This is a genomic window from Xenorhabdus eapokensis (assembly GCF_001908105.1).
Genome location: NZ_MKGQ01000024.1, coordinates 15050 through 31867, shown reverse-complemented (window position 1 = coordinate 31867; position 16818 = coordinate 15050). Strand labels below are relative to the sequence as shown.

The following is a 16818-nucleotide window of genomic DNA, read 5'->3' as shown; positions in this document are numbered from 1 at the left end:
TACAAACAAATAGTGAGTTTACCCGATAATAGTTAAACAAGCCGTTGTTTAACGGCTTATTACTTAACAAGCGGGCATCAAAATAACAACTTTATTTAATTTAACAGAGCTTTTGTCTAAAACAGCGCTGTAAACGAGTAAAGCCAGAGCAGAAATTTCACTTAAAAACCAGCGGGATCAACCACTAACTGTCCGGCAACCCCACGATCTGCCATCTCCAATATCTGGCTATAATACATAAAAGGAAAATGCTCATAAGACGGCTGCATCATATTAACCAGTAATTCAGCACGGCTATCAATCCAAACAGTATCTTTCCAGCCATAATCCTGTGGCTCTGGACGGTTACCATTCAGGCTGATAACTTTAAACCTTACCCCTTCAATGTGGAAAGGCTGGGGCACTGATGTTGTGACAACCCAACGTTCCCATGCCTTTTGTTGGCTGGTGATATCGATTCGATGTTCATTCAGCAATGAGCCATTAATCCCTTGAGAATCATCACCCAAAACAATCTGACGACTTTGAATGGAAGAGTTGATTTGTGGATTATCAACGATAAGCTGAGTCGGGAGTTGATCTGTCACCAGAGGGAGCAACCCGCTGGCTTTCAGGGTTAATACTGTGGTTGACAGCAGTTTCGTTGAAGGTTCAAATAAGCCTTTCAAACGATCGATTACACCAGCAGATTCCCCCGCAGTAACGGTAACACTCTCCACTTTCGACATATCAAGCAAAACCTCGCGCCGCTCTCCCGGTGCAAGTGACAATAATTGTACTGCCACCGGAGCAGGGAGCAGACCTTGATCAGTGGCAATCATGTAGAAAGGACGGCCATCACTAAGCTGCAATTGATATCGCCGAGCATTAGATGCATTCAAAAAACGTAACCTGATCCAGCCTCTGGGAACTTCCACAAAAGGATTTTCGACACCATTAACCACCAGGGTATCGCCCAAAAAGCCTTGATTGGCTGGCGGGTTATATTGCGGTACACCAAAATTATCCAATCGCTTATCTTGCAAGATAACAGGAAAATCATCGACGCCATAATGTCTGGGCAAAGGCAGGCTACGGCTATTTTCATCTTCCACCAGCCACATACCCGCAAGGCCAGCATAGACATGCCGCGCCATGCGATTTGGGGTATTGGCATGATACCAACAGGTCGTTGCAACTTGATCTATTGGGATAACCGGCGACCAGCTTTCCCCTGGCGCTATCAGACGAGCCGAACCTCCCATCAAGGTTCCTGGCACCAGTAATCCCCCAACGGTCATTGAAACCGGCTCAGACAGCCGATTGCTATAGATCAGTTTGACATCATCCCCTCGCTGAACCCGAATGGTTGGCCCTAAATAATGTCCGTTGATGCCCCAGACTCGAACTTTATTGTGTTCATCAAACGACCAGGTCGCTTTTTGTATGGCTAAAAACAGGGGTTGCCCTCTGCGGGATTCCAGTAAGGGAGGGAGCGGCAATTTTGTTTGTTGATTTTTATTGGCTCGCACGACAAAAGGAAGCGCCCCTAAACACATTGCCAAACCAGAAGCCTGAATAAATTGGCGCCGACTCAGTGACATACTTTCTCCACAGAAGGTCTCCACAGAAGGAATAGTCTCTACGATAGCAATCATTCTCACAACAAGAATAGCCATTCCCAATAATTGTTTAATTCAAAGAATGACTGGGATGAATACGTTGATATTGTGGCTATCAGGATTGATTATTCTATCGATTGCGTTTAATAAAAACATTAATTTATTAAACGCAATCATATCACATTTAGCTATCCACGCTTATTAAGTGCCTCGACTTCTTTATCCAATTCTTCAATTTTCGTTTTCATCATGTGTCGGCAATGTTCGGCCAATTCGCGAACCTGTTCTTTGGTATATTTCGTGGTGTCAATCGGCGGCAACATTTCAACAATAACGGTGCCATTATCCCAACGATTTAGTTTTATTTTATCGTGTGTCGTAGAAACACAGACCGGTACGATAGGTACACCTGCTGCAATGGCAGCATGAAAAGCACCTGTTTTAAAGGGCAGCAATCCACGGCCACGACTGCGCGTTCCTTCTGGAAACATCCAAATCGAAACCCGATTTTTTTTGATCTGATTAACAACCTGTGAAATCGTACCATGTGCTCTTGTCCGATTTTCCCTGTCGATCAAAATATTACCTGTCAGCCAATAAAGCTGGCCAAAGAAGGGAATAAAGATCAGGCTTTTTTTACCTACGGTGACTGCACGTGGCTGTACCGCATTCGACATCGTAACCATGTCGTAATTATTTTGGTGATTGCCGATATAAATGCTAGGCCCATATTCCCGTGCTTCCTCTGGAATGCGTTCCAATAGCTTGATGCCAAGCACTTTATGCAATTTGCCAAATGCATGCCCAAAAGTCATAACATGACGTGGGTTACGTGGACTGAATAAACAGTAAATACCGCCAAAAATAAAGATAAATATCGTAAATAGAATAACAATAATGCCCCGAATGATTGCTAGCATAGCTGCCCCTTGCTGAAAGGCCAGTTATAAAACTGGCCTGAAATAATGATTGATACCTTTTATCCTGCCAATTTGCAGCTTAATTGCTTGTATTGCGAACGACTTCAACGCGCTCAATACGCTGTAATCCACGAGGCAGAGACGTTCCCTTACGCCCTCTCTCAGCCCTGAATTTCTGTAAGTCCTCAGAATGAAGCAGTAACTTGCGTTTGCCAAAATAAAGCGTGATGGCAGATTGTGGCGGCAACACCAGTAACCAAGCCAACATATCTTCACCTGATGCAGCTTGTGTCGCCGGAATGGAAACGATCTTATTGCCCTTGCCCTTTGAAAGCTGCGGCAGATCAGCTACCGGAAACATCAACATACGACCTGCTTTGGTAATCGCCAGTAACATATCATCCTGTTGGTTGTTGATCTCCAGTGGCTGCATCACCTTAGCATTTTCAGGCAACGTAATCATGGCCTTGCCCGCTCGGTTTTTGGCAATCAAATCATTGAAAGTACAGATAAAACCATATCCTGCATCAGATGCCATCAAGAATTTCTGTTCTTCTTTCGCCATCAAAAGATGCTCAACCGATGCCCTTGCCGGCAACGCCAATTTACCCGTTAACGGTTCTCCCTGCCCTCTGGCTGATGGCAAATCCAATGGATCAACGGAATAACTGCGCCCTGTGGTATCAATAAAGACCACGGGCTGGTTACTCTTACCACGCACCGCACTGCGGAAGCTGTCACCAGATTTGTAATTCAAGCCAGCCGGATCAATCTCGTGTCCTTTCGCACTACGTACCCAACCCATTTCTGACATGATGACAGTAATCGGCTCAGAGGGCAGGATGTCGTGATCACTCATCGCCTTCGCTTCCGTGCGCTCTTTCAGCGGGGAGCGACGGTCATCACCGTAGCTTTCGGCATCGGCAATAATTTCTTTTTTCAGTAACGTATTTAACTTACGCTCAGAACCCAAGATCGCCTGAAGTTTGTCCCGTTCTTTCGCCAGTTCATCCTGCTCGCCACGGATTTTAACTTCTTCCAGCTTCGCTAAGTGACGTAATTTCAGTTCAAGAATAGCTTCTGCCTGCGTTTCGGTTAATTCAAAACGCTGCATCAATATTGATTTCGGCTCATCTTCATTACGAATAATATGAATGACTTCATCAATATTAAGGTATGCTGCCAGCAAACCTTCCAGGATATGCAACCGCTTAAGCACTTTTTCCAGCCGATGGTTCAGGCGATTACGCACTGTTTCACGGCGGAAAACCAGCCATTCACTGAGGATCTCAACCAAGCCCTTAACCGCAGGACGGTTATCCAGACCGATCATGTTGAGATTGACGCGATAGCTTTTTTCCAAATCAGTGGTTGCAAACAGGTGGTTCATCACCTGTTCGACATCCACACGATTAGTACGGGGAACAATCACCAGGCGAGTTGGATTTTCATGATCAGACTCGTCACGCAGATCATCCACCATCGGCAACTTCTTCGCCCGCATTTGGCTGGCAATCTGTTCTAATATCTTCGCGCCAGATACCTGATGAGGCAAAGCCGTGATAACTACGTTACCTTCTTCTTTCGACCAAATCGCCCGCATCCTCACCGAACCACGGCCATTTTTGTAGATCTTACGGATATCTTCTTTTGACGTGATGATCTCTGCTTCTGTTGGATAATCCGGCGCTTTGACATATTCCATCGCCTCATCAAGCGATAGATCAGGCTTATCCAACATGGCTATCAGGGCATTCGCTACCTCACGAGCATTGTGTGGCGGGATGTCAGTTGCCATACCAACGGCAATACCCGTGGTGCCATTAAGCAAGATATTAGGCAAACGTGCAGGCAAACACTTAGGCTCCTGCAATGTACCATCAAAGTTTGGCACCCAATCGACTGTCCCTTGCCCCAATTCAGACAGTAACAATTCGGCATATTTGGACAAACGGGATTCGGTATAACGCATCGCCGCAAAGGATTTTGGATCATCCGGTGCCCCCCAGTTTCCTTGTCCATCGACTAATGGATAACGGTATGAGAAAGGCTGTGCCATCAAAACCATAGCTTCATAACAAGCCCCATCGCCATGTGGGTGATATTTACCAAGAACATCACCGACGGTACGGGCAGATTTTTTAAATTTGGCACTGCTGCTCAGCCCAAGTTCTGACATCGCGTAGACAATACGACGCTGAACAGGCTTTAAGCCATCACCGATAAAAGGTAACGCCCTGTCCATGATGACGTACATGGAGTAGTTCAAATAGGCGTTTTCAGTGAATGTGTGAAGCGGCTGACGCTCCACACCGTCGTGAGTTATCTCACTCATGTATTAATTTCCTCAGGATCTGTATTGACTACCTTTGCGCTGTATTTATGTATTTAATCTTATGCGCTACATTTCGATATTGATGGAATCGCCCTTCTCTTGCAGCCAATTACGGCGATCTTCTGAACGTTTCTTCGCCAGAAGCATATCCATGACTGAGAGCGTTTCTTGATAATTTTCATCGTCGATAGTCAATTGCACCAAACGGCGAGTGTTAGGATCTAACGTGGTTTCGCGCAACTGTATTGGGTTCATTTCCCCCAGCCCTTTAAAGCGCTGAACGTTCGGCTTACCCCGTTTGCGGCTCAAACGATCCAAAATGGCGCTTTTCTCCCCTTCATCCAGTGCATAATACACCTCTTTGCCGAGGTCGATGCGATACAGCGGTGGCATTGCCATGTACACATGCCCGCGTTTCACCAACGTCGGGAAGTGACGGACAAACAGGGCGCACAGCAATGTTGCAATGTGTAATCCGTCGGAATCTGCGTCCGCCAGTATGCAGATTTTACCGTAGCGCAGTTGGCTTAAATCGTCGCTATCCGGATCGATACCAATCGCAACAGAGATATCATGAACTTCCTGCGAAGCCAGCACTTCATCCGAAGAAACTTCCCATGTATTCAGGATCTTTCCGCGTAGTGGCATGATCGCCTGAAATTCACGATCACGAGCTTGTTTCGCAGAGCCACCCGCGGAATCCCCTTCCACTAAAAACAGTTCAGTCACATTGAGATCTTGCACCGTACAATCTGCCAATTTACCCGGCAACGCAGGACCATTGGTCAGTTTTTTACGTACCACTTTCTTCGCCGCACGCATTCTACGTTGCGCACTGGCAATCGCCATTTCAGCAAGTTGCTCCGCATCCTGAATATGTTGGTTCAACCACAAGCTGAATGCATCTTTCACCACACCGGAAACGAAAGCCGCAGACTGGCGAGAAGAGAGACGTTCTTTGGTTTGGCCGGCAAATTGCGGATCCTGCATTTTAAGCGATAGCACATAAGCACAGCGATCCCAGATATCATCGGCAGAGAGTTTAACCCCACGTGGCAATATATTGCGGAACTCGCAGAATTCACGCATGGCATCCAACAAACCTTGGCGCAAGCCGTTAACATGGGTGCCGCCTTGTACCGTTGGGATCAGGTTGACGTAACTTTCCGTCAATAATTCTCCGCCTTCTGGTAGCCAGAGCACTGCCCAATCGACCGCTTCAGTATCTCCACTTAATGTGCCGACAAAAGGCGCTTGCGGCAATGTTACCAACCCGTTGACGGCTTCTAACAGATAATCGGTCAACCCATCGGCATAACACCATTTTTGCTCGGTATCGTTCAGTTTATCCTTAAAGATAATTTCAACGCCCGGACACAGTACCGCCTTGGCTTTCAGTAAATGAGTCAAGCGAGTGGCAGAAAAACGGGGCGTGTCGAAATAGCTCTCATTTGGCCAAAAATGGACACTTGTTCCGGTGTTGCGTTTACCACAACTGCCGATGACTTCTAACTCTTGTACTTTCTCACCATTTTCAAAGGCGATTTGGTGTACCTGACTGTTACGACGAACAGTGACTTCCACGCGTCTGGACAGGGCGTTGACCACCGAAATTCCAACCCCGTGCAGACCGCCAGAAAATTGGTAATTTTTATTGGAAAATTTTCCGCCCGCATGCAGGCGGGTCAAAATCAATTCAACAGCAGAAACTTTTTCTTCAGGATGGATATCAACCGGCATACCACGGCCATCATCTATCACTTCCAGAGACTGATCGCTGTGAAGGATCACTTCAATATGCTTCGCGTGACCAGCCAGAGCTTCGTCCACACTGTTATCGATCACTTCCTGTGCCAGATGGTTCGGGCGGGCTGTATCAGTATACATGCCGGGACGACGACGAACTGGCTCCAGGCCACTGAGGACTTCAATGGCCTCTGCGTTGTAACTAGATTGAGTCATGTTGTAATTCTGTCGGTTGCTTCGTTATTAGAGGGTCAATCAGTATTGATATACTGTTGATAATACCAGTCGCTTACCTATTTTTGGCAATTTTTTTACTATTGCCGCTGGTTAACCCCAAGAAGTCAATGATTTGAGGGAAATAATATTCGAAGCCAGTAAAAGCATGGTTCCCACCAGATTCCACCGTCTGTCGACACTGCATCAGGTAAGCAACGGCCTGACGGTAATCGAGCACTTCATCCCCTGTTTGCTGCAATAACCAAATAAGATCAGGCGATTCCAGCGGGTCAATGTGCATCACTTTGAGGTCATGGATGTGGCTTGGTTCGAGAGTATAACGCTCTTCGGTATAGGGATTCACGTTTTCCCCAAGATAATTTTCAAGCAGGTCGAAAGGACGTACCGCCGGATTGACTACCACGGCGGGTAAACCAAAGCACTGCGAAAGCCAGATAGCCAGATAACCCCCCAGGGAAGACCCTACCAACCCGATATTTTCACCGGCATGCTCCATCACCAGTTCTTCCAGTAAGATGGCTGCATCTTCGGGATAAGAGGGTAATTGTGGTACCAGCATGTCAATTTCAGGGTGCTGCTGGTGCAACCATGTTTTCAGCGCATTCGCTTTCGCTGATTGAGAAGAACTGTTGAAGCCATGTAAATAAAGTAACGTCGACATTAATACCCGTCCGAATCTAAATCCGGGCAAAACTCGTTATTCTTAAGCCTGTGAACTTGTGTCTGTAATTCCACTTCTTGATTATTGCCAGCCACAGACAGTTCGAGATAACGCCATCCCGGAGCCACCGTATCAAGCATAAAATTAGTACAATGAGGCTTAAATTGCACACAGGTTGACGGTGTTGCCATAACACGAATGCCGTTCCATATTTCATCAACTTCTTGATGGATATGCCCACACAGTATAGCTTTCACCTGGGTTTTGCCTTTCAAATATTCTGATAATGCCGGCGCATTACGCAGACTGTGTTGATCCAGCCATGTGCATCCAGACGGAATCGGGTGATGGTGAAGCATAATAATTGCCTGGCGATCACGGTGTTCATCCAGGCATTTTTTCATCCACTCAAGCTGATAATCCGTCAATTCACCATGAGGAACACCTTGTACCTGACTGTCCAGCATAATCAACTGCCAATGCTGACCGATAAATATCTGCTTAGAAGGTGAAATGCCTGCTGCTGCCAACGTGTCAACCATCGCGGGTTGATAATCATGATTACCAGGTAACCAAACGCAAGGTGCAGGTAAACGGGCAATCCCCTCAGCAAAATGCTGATAAGCATTGATGGTCTGATCCTGTACCAAATCACCTGTCGCAACGATCAAATCAATATCGCGGTTTTGCTGCAAAATCATATCCAATACCGCATGATAACTGCGATAGGTATTGACGCCTAGCAATGAATCGCCCTTATTCGCAAAAAGGTGTGTATCGGTGATTTGCAGTATTCTGGCTGTGGCACCTTCTGCCACAGGTACTTCAAGCAGGCTTTCCAAAAGGTTTCCTTTTCCTGTCGATCATAACAATTATTTTAACGTGTCTTTATGCAAAAGATCTGCTGACTGGGGCACACTTCCCATTTCCCAACGTAAATTAGGAATTATTCCCTAGCCATTTTTTCCTAAGTTTTTCATGGTGCAACGCTAACCACTGTATTGCAATGACTGAGGCCGCATTGTCGATAATGCCCTCTTCTACCCACTGATAAGCTTGATCTCGACTCACAACCAGAACACGGATATCTTCATGCTCACCTTCCAGACCGTGAACTCCTGACGCAGTGGCGGCATCGACTTCACCAACAAAGATATGCAGGCGCTCTGTTGTACCGCCAGGGCTGGAAAGATAACTTAATGCCGGCTGGCAGCGCTTAACCTCAATCCCTGCCTCTTCCACTGCTTCGCGACGGACGACCTGTTCAGCCTCTTCCCCCTCTTCGATCATGCCGGCAATCACTTCCAACAGCCACGGCGTATGACTGGTTTCAATTGCCGGAATACGGATTTGTTCAATTAAAACAACTTGATCGCGCACCGGATCATAAGGCAATAAAACGCCGGCATGACCTCGCTCAAAAACTTCACGTTTAATGGTTTCACTCCAACCACCGCGAAATAGGCGATGCTTGAATTGGTATTCAGTCATTTTAAAAAAACCGCGATAAAGCGTTTTTTGAGAAATAATTTCAACATCTTGTTGAGTAAAGGTATATGGCAACGCAAGATTTTTACTCATAAAATCCCCCTGTCAGTTTTTAAAATTTCCTATTATTAAAAGATATTTTTTCATATTGATCTAAATAAATTGATTTTGATGATACAAACAAGCAGAAAAATGAGGCAATATGGCACAAACAGCCACCCTACCCTGCTGGCATTCTCTGCTAGAATCTGTGGTATTAGTTTTTATGCAGAGGCAACCTAAGCAAAATAGCTGCACAACAAGGAACGCAAATGAAAAAATTGCTCTCTCTTTTTATTGCTATGAATCTGGTAGGTTTTAGTACTTCGGGTCATGCCGCCGATCTGCTCCAGATTTATCAGCAGGCGAAAGAAACCAATCCCGAATTACTTAAAGCACAAGCTGATCGCAATTCAGTGGTTAAAAATATTAATATAGCGCGTAGTAGTTTACTGCCTCAATTGGGTCTGAATGCCAACGCCAGTTATGGAAAAACCTTTCGTGACAACAGAGATTCAGAATCTCATGGCACAGGTGCAAGCTTAAGCTTGGATCAGACTATCTTCGATATGGCGAAATGGAACAAACTAAACCAATCTGAGAAAAGTGCCGGTATCGCAGATGTCAATTACCAATCCGCGCAACAGAAATTAATTATAGACACCGCCCAAGCCTATTTTGACGTTCTGAATAAGATTGATGCCTTAACGTATACGGAGGCGCAAAAAGCCTCACTGTACCGCCAGTTGGATCAAACCACCCAACGCTTTAATGTCGGCTTGGTTGCCATTACTGACGTACAAAATGCCCGCGCTCAATACGACGCCATTCAGGCGCAGGAAGTTTCTTATCGTAACAACCTAGAAAATGCGTTGGAAAAACTGCGCATGATCACGGGTATTTACTACCCACAACTGGCCTCATTGAATATAGATCAGTTCAAGACCAAACAGCCTGAGCCAGCTAATACAGTGCTGAAAGAAGCTGAGAACCGTAACCTGAATTTATTGTCAGCACGCTTAAAACAAGATTTAAGCCGTGAGCAGATCAAAGAATCACAGACAGGCTATATGCCTACTGTCAATTTAACCGCAAACACGGGGATCATTAACAGCCATCAACGCGGAATCGAGCGAACAAATAGCTACACTGGAGAGAATTCGGTTAAATTATCCCTAAATTTACCTCTGTTTAATGGCGGAGCGACCTACTCTCAGGTAGAACAGGCAGAATATAATTTTGTCAGTGCCAGCCAAGAATTGGAAAACACCTACCGCAAAGTCATACAGGAAGTGCATTCTTCCTCCAATAATATCTCTGCCGCCATCAGTAGTGTTGAAGCCAACAAACAGGCCGTGCTTTCTGCGCAAAGCTCGTTAGACTCAATGGAAGCGGGTTATCAAGTGGGAACGCGTACTATCGTGGATGTCCTGGACTCGACAACCAAGCTATATCAAGCTAAACAAAATCTGTCCAAAGCACGTTACGATTACCTGCTTTCCCAATTACAGATCCAGCAAGCCCGTGGCACTTTAAATGAAAAGGATTTGGTAGAGTTGAACAAAATGTTGGGAGCACAAATTTCAACCTCTGCCAGCAACATTATTAAAGAGATGAAAACGCCATCAGTTCGCTGATTTAATACCCTATCGTTCTCGATTGAAAAACGTTATATTAAAAACGCTATACTAATAAAGAAAGCAGCCTGCTATTTTGTAGGCTGCTTTTTAGCACATCCCTGAGAGCCACACCCATTGAACACAATAAAATGGGATACGGCTCTTAATCTTAATCAGATACCTTCAAGATGGATGCCCCTATGACTATGAAACGGACAAAAGAGATAAACCGCGATTCTTTCCGTAAAACGTGGCGAAGCTATCGCCTGACACCTGTAGCGCTTGCTGTCAGTACCGTTTTCATGCTTACTGCCTGTGAACAAAACGATGAAACGGTATCACTCTACACCAATGCCGATGAGTGCTCTCAGGCAAATCCTTCTCAAAGTGAACAATGCAAGACCGCCTACAACAACGCTCTGAAAGAAGCGGAAAAAACCGCACCGAAATATGCAACTCGCGAAGAGTGTGTGGCTGAATTCGGTGAACAACAATGTACGCAAGCCCCTGCTCAAGCGGGAGTCGGTCAGGCTCAGGCACAAAGCAGTAGCAGCAGTTTCTGGATGCCTTTGATGGCTGGTTATATGATGGGACGCTTAATGGGCGGCAGCTCTGCACCATCTCAACCGCTGTTCACATCACAATCGGCTTCCAGCCCAGCGAATGGCAAGTTTGTTGATGCGACAGGCAAAAGCTATGGCGCTGCTACCGCAGGTGGTCGCAGCATGACCGTGCCAAAAACGGCAATGGCACCAAAACCGGCAACCACAACTACGATTACCCGTGGTGGATTTGGTGACTCCGTGGCGAAACAATCTGCCATGCAGCGTTCGTCCGCCAGCTCAAGTTCCAGTTCTTCCCGCTCTATGGGTGGTTAATTAAAGATGAAACGCATTAGTATTACCGAGCGCCCGGATTGGCGCGAAAAAGCAGCAGAGTTTGGTTTTAATTTTCATACTATGTATGGTCAGCCTTACTGGAGTGAAGAAGCTTATTATCAGTTCACTCTGAACCAAATTGAAGAAATTGAAGACGCAACGGCAGAACTGCACCAAATGTGTTTGCAAGTCGTGGAAAAAGTGGTCGATAGTGAAGAGTTACTGACCAAATTCCAGATCCCAAAACACTGTTGGGAGTTTGTCCGCTCTTCATGGGTCACCAGCCAACCGTCGCTCTATTCCCGCCTGGATTTGGCCTATGATGGCAAAAATCCCCCCAAGTTGCTGGAAAACAACGCCGATACCCCAACGTCTCTGTATGAATCGGCTTTTTTTCAGTGGATCTGGCTGGAAGATCAGATTAATGCAGGCAACCTGCCGTCAAATGCCGATCAGTTCAACAGCTTGCAAGAAAAGCTGATTGAGCGTTTTGCACAGTTACGTGAAAAACATGGATTTGGTCTGCTGCACATGGCCTGCTGTCAGGATACTGAAGAAGATCGAGGCACAATCCAATATTTGCAGGATTGTGCTGCGGAAGCCGATATTCCCACAGAATTCCTGTTTATTGAAGATATCGGACTCGGTGAGAAAGGGCAGTTTACTGACTTGCAGGATCAAGTGATCAGTAACCTGTTTAAGCTGTATCCATGGGAATTTATGCTGCGTGAGATGTTCTCTACCAAGCTGGCTGATGCAGGTGTCCGTTGGCTGGAACCAGCATGGAAAAGCATTATCTCCAACAAAGCGCTGCTGCCAATGCTGTGGAAAATGTTCCCAAATCATCCTAACTTGCTGCCTGCCTATTTTGCGGATGAACGTCCTTCAGACATGAACAGCTATGTCATTAAGCCTCTGTTCTCCCGCGAAGGTGCCAATATTCGCATCATTGAAAATGGCCGTGAAATCGCCAATGCGGATGGCCCTTATGGGGAAGAGGGCATGATCATCCAGCAGTTCCACCAATTGCCGAAATTTGATGGTAACTATACGCTGGTTGGTAGCTGGTTAGTCGATGATCAATCTGCGGGTATCTGTATCCGTGAAGACAGTGAGTTGATTACTCAAGATTTGTCACGCTTCTACCCGCATATTATTTTGGATTGATTCACTCAGCCAATTTGAATCGATAACATACTTAAAGAGCCGTCTTCAACTCCATCAACGGGGGTTGAAATCGGCTCTTTTTTATCCCATGTCCCCATCACATACAGTAATGGCAGGAAGTGTTCTGGTGTTGGGTTCGACAATTGACCGTCTTCCCTGTCCAAAGCATTAAACAGGGGATGAGGCTCTTCCAGACTGGTTAAACTTTCACGCACAAACTGCTCAAAAGAGAGTGCCCAAGGAAAAGATTTTATCCCCAGTTTTGTGGCCGGCAGGTTATGTACAATATTTCCACTCCCCATGATTAAGACGCCTTCGTCTCGCAGTAAGGCTAATTTTTTACCTATTTCATAATGAAAAGACGCAGGTTGATTGCGATCCATACTCAGTTGGACAACCGGAATATCAGCATCAGGATACATTTTTGCCAATATCCCCCAAGATCCATGATCCAATCCCCATTTTTCAAAATCAGTTTCAACCTCAATCGGTTCAAGAATATCCTGTACCAATACAGCCAGTTCAGGAAAACCTTTAGCCGGATACTGTTTTTCATGCAATTCTCTGGGAAAGTTACCAAAATCGTGGATAGTTCTGGGCTGTGCCATCGCCGTCACGGCTGTACCATTCGTGTACCAGTGCGCAGAAATCACCAGAATCGCCCGTGGTCTGGGTAATTTCTTCCCTAATTCAAACCAAGCGCGTGAGTAACAGTTATCTTCAATGGCATTCATTGGGCTGCCATGACCAATGAACAGAGCAGGCATTCTCAGGAGACTCATTTTCGCCCCTTATACAGCAAATTAAACATTCGAATAATAAATTCGGATTATGATAGAAAAATTATGGCAGGATTAAGACATTCCTTCCTTGAATATCGTCAATCAAAAATGATGGAGTGTCTTAGAAATACTGAAAGGCTACAGGGTGTGGACTGTAGCCTTTCAACGTACATGCGTATGTATCCCCCGTCTTTCGGGCTACCCGACAACTGCATGGCAACCCAAAATCGGTTGAGTATAACCGATATTTCCTGCCCTAATCTGTTCTCTATCCAAATTTAAAAACAGTATTACAGGCGAGTGTAGCTTGTCCTGCGCTAAAATGTTACGCGTTTATATAGGAAAATCCACTAGCTGGCTACCTTTGCCATTTTTAATCGGTAATCGACTAAATCTTCAATGGTCACTACCGGCATATCATGCTGTTTTGCGAATTCAATCACTTCAGGAGCGCGAGCCATTGAACCATCGTCATTCGTCAATTCACATAGCACTCCCGCTGGTTTGAACCCTGCCATTTTGACCAAGTCAATGGTCGCTTCGGTATGACCACGACGGGTTAAAACCCCTCCTGGTTGTGCGCGCAGAGGAAAAACGTGTCCAGGTCGGCTCAGATCACTGGGTTGCGCATCATCTGCAATAGCAGCCTGGATCGTGGTAATACGATCTGCCGCAGACACACCTGTTGTCACACCTTGTGCAGCTTCAATTGAGACGGTGAAAGCGGTTTGATATTGGCTTGAATTGTTTTCCACCATCATGGGCAATTTTAACTGCTGACGGCGCTCTTCAGTCAAGCACAGACAAACAATTCCACTGCCGTGGCGAATAGTTAACGCCATTTGCTCTACCGTCATTGTTTCGGCGGCGAAAATCATATCACCTTCATTCTCACGATTTTCGTCATCCAGTACCATCACGCCCTGACCCGCACGCAAAGCAGTAAGCGCGCGCTCAACACGTTCAAATGGCGTTCCATATGAGGAAAGTAGCGTCTGATTCATGGTAAAGAAACCTCTCTTAATGTATGGATTACCAGAATCAGGGCAATTTTGAGGAGTTCGTGCTGCACAAAAATACGGCAACAAAAACAACAGACGAGTGCAAGCACTCGATTGATGCTGTTATTCTCTCCCATCCGGACTATCACCGTCGGCTCCAGAATCACACTGGATCTGCTGACCTCTGCTTTATCCTCAACAACAAAGAGATAATGACGACAAACAGAGCGCTCGCGGGCTTCATAAAATGATCATTCGATATTTCATGTTACCGCCGGTAGGGACTTTCACCCTGCCCTGAGATAAACAATTTCACTATAACGCTAATAATCGGCAGGAGCAATCAGCAAAAATCAAATATGAAACCTGGCTCTCAATCATTTATGCTTTCTTCATAGGGTATTAAAATAGTGCCAATATCATTACGCTATAAAACACAATTACGTTATATATAAGGATGATCATCATGCTCGATCCAAAGAAAATTGAACAAATTGCTCGCCAACTCCACAACGCTATGCCAAAAGGTGTCAAAGAATTTGGTGATGATGTGGAAAAAAAATTGCGTGCTGTTCTGCAATCCCAGTTAAGTAAGTTAGATCTTGTTAACCGTGAAGAATTTGATGTGCAGACACAAGTCTTGTTGCGCACCCGTGAAAAATTGGCTGCAATGGAACAACGCTTGCATGAATTGGAAGCTCGTCTCGAAGAAGCAGATAAGAAAACACCGCAAGCTGAATAAGGTGGTGTGAGAGGAATGCCGTGAGGAAAATTGAGTAAGGAGATATGCCGCTATGCGTCAAAAAGCATAACGGCACACGATGCCAAACTTACTGGCTCTTAATGGATTTGATGATATTGGTCGTAGAAATACCATCTTCGAAGTTCAGTACCTTAACTTCGCCACCCGCAGCCCAAACCTCTTCACTACCGGCAATCTCTTCAGGCTTGTAATCGCCACCTTTGACCAAAATATTCGGCAGGATATCCGCGATTAAGCGCTGCGGTGTATCTTCTTCAAATGCCACAACCCAGTCCACAGATTCCAGCGCCGATAGCACTGTCATGCGCTGTTCCAACGGATTCACCGGACGGGTTTCCCCTTTCAGACGCTTGGTAGACGCATCACTATTAACGGCAACGATCAAACGATCACCCAATTTGCGCGCGTTAGACAAATATGAAACATGCCCCGCGTGGAGGATATCAAAACAACCATTCGTCATGACAATCCGTTCACCACGCTGACGCGCCTGTGCAACGGCTTCTTTCAGTTTGGCTTCACTCATTACGCCAAATCCGGTTTCTGCACGTCCACGCACTGCATTTTCCAGCTCAACCGGTGACACGGTGGAGGTTCCCAGTTTACCAACCACTACACCTGCTGCCGCATTGGCAAGGTAACAGGCTTCATTCAGCGGCTTGCCAGCGGCTAATGCCGTTGCCAATATACCTATCACCGTATCTCCTGCACCCGTGACATCAAAAACTTCCTGTGCCTGAGTTGGTAAATGCAGGGGCGGCTGCCCAACCCGCAATAAACTCATGCCTCGTTCAGAACGTGTGATCAACAGTGCTTGCAGTTCCAAATCCTGCACCAGCTTCGTGCCTTTCTGCACTAAATCATCATCATCCTTGCAGTGCCCGACAACGGCTTCAAATTCTGACATATTTGGCGTCAGCAATGTTGCGCCACGATAACGACTGAAATCGCTGCCTTTTGGATCGATCAGCACAGGAACATTGGCTTCGTTGGCGAGCTTAATCATGGCCTGAACCTGGTTTAGCGCTCCTTTAGCATAATCCGACAGCACTAGTGCGCCAATATGGGGCAAGGATTGCTGAATTTTTTCCAACAGCGGCTGGGCATCTACATTCTGGAAGCCTTCTTCAAAGTCCAGACGCAACAATTGCTGATTACGCGATAAAACACGCAGTTTCGTGATAGTTGGATGAGTTGGGACAGCAACAAAATCACATCGGACTTTCACACTGCTGAGTTTCTCACTCAATGCCCGCGCTGCATCATCAATGCCCGTCAAGCCAATCAAACGTGAATTCGCGCCCAATGAAGCAATGTTCATGGCTACGTTAGCCGCTCCTCCTGGGCGCTCTTCTATGGTTTCTACCTTAACCACAGGAACCGGTGCTTCCGGTGAAATGCGGCTAGTTGGACCATACCAGTAGCGATCTAACATAACATCGCCAACAACCAAAACACCTGCGCGGTGAAAATCGGGGAGTGTTACTTTCATCCCATACTCCAAGTATCAAAATAAACTGTTGCGGATATTACCATAACCAAACTCAGTGCCTGCAAACTCGATCAGGAAAAGCGGCTGCC

Annotated in this window: 14 protein-coding genes and 1 riboswitch; of the genes, 4 read left to right on the top strand and 10 right to left on the bottom strand. The window is 46.1% G+C overall.

What is annotated here, in order from left to right:
* Positions 1 to 161 precede the first annotated feature (161 nt).
* The 7 genes from ftsP to nudF all read right to left on the bottom strand — a co-directional run bounded on the left by ftsP (position 162) and on the right by nudF (position 9081).
* Positions 162 to 1583, bottom strand: coding sequence for a cell division protein FtsP (gene ftsP / locus Xedl_RS14505; RefSeq protein ID WP_074024542.1), 1422 nt, complete (start codon positions 1581 to 1583; stop codon positions 162 to 164).
* A 206-nt stretch (positions 1584 to 1789) separates the two neighbouring features.
* Positions 1790 to 2521: a 1-acylglycerol-3-phosphate O-acyltransferase gene (locus tag Xedl_RS14500; RefSeq protein ID WP_074024541.1), complete on the bottom strand. Its 732-nt coding sequence runs from the start codon at positions 2519 to 2521 to the stop codon at positions 1790 to 1792.
* Positions 2522 to 2600: 79 nt separating this feature from the next.
* Positions 2601 to 4856, bottom strand: coding sequence for a DNA topoisomerase IV subunit A (gene parC / locus Xedl_RS14495; protein WP_074024540.1), 2256 nt, complete (start codon positions 4854 to 4856; stop codon positions 2601 to 2603).
* Between the two features lie 66 nt (positions 4857 to 4922).
* Positions 4923 to 6818, bottom strand: coding sequence for a DNA topoisomerase IV subunit B (gene parE, locus Xedl_RS14490; RefSeq protein WP_074024539.1), 1896 nt, complete (start codon positions 6816 to 6818; stop codon positions 4923 to 4925).
* A gap of 73 nt (positions 6819 to 6891) precedes the next feature.
* Positions 6892 to 7500 (bottom strand): esterase YqiA, encoded by a 609-nt coding sequence (gene yqiA, locus Xedl_RS14485; protein WP_074024538.1) that lies wholly within the window; start codon positions 7498 to 7500, stop codon positions 6892 to 6894.
* Positions 7500 to 8342, bottom strand: a complete 843-nt coding sequence (cpdA, locus tag Xedl_RS14480; RefSeq protein WP_074024537.1) for a 3',5'-cyclic-AMP phosphodiesterase — start codon at positions 8340 to 8342, stop codon at positions 7500 to 7502. Before cpdA ends, yqiA begins: the two co-directional genes overlap by 1 nt.
* Positions 8343 to 8439: 97 nt before the next feature.
* Positions 8440 to 9081 carry an ADP-ribose diphosphatase gene (gene nudF / locus Xedl_RS14475; protein WP_074024536.1) on the bottom strand — a complete coding sequence of 214 codons (642 nt, stop codon included), beginning with the start codon at positions 9079 to 9081 and terminating at the stop codon, positions 8440 to 8442.
* A gap of 218 nt (positions 9082 to 9299) precedes the next feature.
* Between nudF and tolC the strand changes: the two genes are divergently transcribed.
* The 3 genes from tolC to Xedl_RS14460 all read left to right on the top strand — a co-directional run bounded on the left by tolC (position 9300) and on the right by Xedl_RS14460 (position 12691).
* On the top strand, positions 9300 to 10664 hold the full coding sequence (tolC, locus tag Xedl_RS14470) for an outer membrane channel protein TolC (RefSeq protein ID WP_074024535.1): 1365 nt from the start codon (positions 9300 to 9302) through the stop codon (positions 10662 to 10664).
* 188 nt (positions 10665 to 10852) lie between these two features.
* Entirely contained in the window at positions 10853 to 11524 is a 672-nt protein-coding gene (locus tag Xedl_RS14465) for a DUF1190 family protein (protein ID WP_208605065.1), read from the top strand.
* Between the two features lie 6 nt (positions 11525 to 11530).
* A complete protein-coding gene (locus tag Xedl_RS14460) occupies positions 11531 to 12691 on the top strand; it encodes a glutathionylspermidine synthase family protein (protein WP_074024533.1) in 1161 nt (386 codons plus the stop codon).
* A 5-nt stretch (positions 12692 to 12696) separates the two neighbouring features.
* Here Xedl_RS14460 and ygiD read toward each other — a convergent pair whose 3' ends face one another.
* The gene (gene ygiD / locus Xedl_RS14455) at positions 12697 to 13473 is read right to left on the bottom strand and encodes a 4,5-DOPA-extradiol-dioxygenase (RefSeq protein WP_074024532.1); all 777 of its coding nucleotides are present in this window, start codon (positions 13471 to 13473) and stop codon (positions 12697 to 12699) included.
* 350 nt (positions 13474 to 13823) lie between these two features.
* Positions 13824 to 14477, bottom strand: coding sequence for a 3,4-dihydroxy-2-butanone-4-phosphate synthase (gene ribB / locus Xedl_RS14450; protein WP_074024531.1), 654 nt, complete (start codon positions 14475 to 14477; stop codon positions 13824 to 13826).
* 118 nt (positions 14478 to 14595) lie between these two features.
* Positions 14596 to 14783: riboswitch (FMN riboswitch) on the bottom strand.
* Between the two features lie 157 nt (positions 14784 to 14940).
* Between ribB and ubiK the strand changes: the two genes are divergently transcribed.
* Positions 14941 to 15216: a ubiquinone biosynthesis accessory factor UbiK gene (ubiK, locus tag Xedl_RS14445; protein ID WP_074024530.1), complete on the top strand. Its 276-nt coding sequence runs from the start codon at positions 14941 to 14943 to the stop codon at positions 15214 to 15216.
* 88 nt (positions 15217 to 15304) lie between these two features.
* Here the strand turns inward: ubiK and hldE are convergent, their stop codons facing one another.
* A complete protein-coding gene (gene hldE, locus Xedl_RS14440; RefSeq protein ID WP_074024529.1) occupies positions 15305 to 16729 on the bottom strand; it encodes a bifunctional D-glycero-beta-D-manno-heptose-7-phosphate kinase/D-glycero-beta-D-manno-heptose 1-phosphate adenylyltransferase HldE in 1425 nt (474 codons plus the stop codon).
* Positions 16730 to 16818: the final 89 nt, after the last annotated feature.

Coding starts and splice junctions, on each gene's coding strand:
- Xedl_RS14460 (WP_074024533.1), top strand. CDS start 11,531: ATGAAACGCATTAGTATTACCGAGCGCCCGGATTGGCGCGAAAAAGCA.
- ubiK (WP_074024530.1), top strand. CDS start 14,941: ATGCTCGATCCAAAGAAAATTGAACAAATTGCTCGCCAACTCCACAAC.
- nudF (WP_074024536.1), bottom strand. CDS start 9,081: ATGAGTAAAAATCTTGCGTTGCCATATACCTTTACTCAACAAGATGTT.
- parC (WP_074024540.1), bottom strand. CDS start 4,856: ATGAGTGAGATAACTCACGACGGTGTGGAGCGTCAGCCGCTTCACACA.
- ribB (WP_074024531.1), bottom strand. CDS start 14,477: ATGAATCAGACGCTACTTTCCTCATATGGAACGCCATTTGAACGTGTT.
- parE (WP_074024539.1), bottom strand. CDS start 6,818: ATGACTCAATCTAGTTACAACGCAGAGGCCATTGAAGTCCTCAGTGGC.
- ygiD (WP_074024532.1), bottom strand. CDS start 13,473: ATGAGTCTCCTGAGAATGCCTGCTCTGTTCATTGGTCATGGCAGCCCA.
- ftsP (WP_074024542.1), bottom strand. CDS start 1,583: ATGTCACTGAGTCGGCGCCAATTTATTCAGGCTTCTGGTTTGGCAATG.
- Xedl_RS14500 (WP_074024541.1), bottom strand. CDS start 2,521: ATGCTAGCAATCATTCGGGGCATTATTGTTATTCTATTTACGATATTT.
- tolC (WP_074024535.1), top strand. CDS start 9,300: ATGAAAAAATTGCTCTCTCTTTTTATTGCTATGAATCTGGTAGGTTTT.
- hldE (WP_074024529.1), bottom strand. CDS start 16,729: ATGAAAGTAACACTCCCCGATTTTCACCGCGCAGGTGTTTTGGTTGTT.
- yqiA (WP_074024538.1), bottom strand. CDS start 7,500: ATGTCGACGTTACTTTATTTACATGGCTTCAACAGTTCTTCTCAATCA.
- Xedl_RS14465 (WP_208605065.1), top strand. CDS start 10,853: ATGAAACGGACAAAAGAGATAAACCGCGATTCTTTCCGTAAAACGTGG.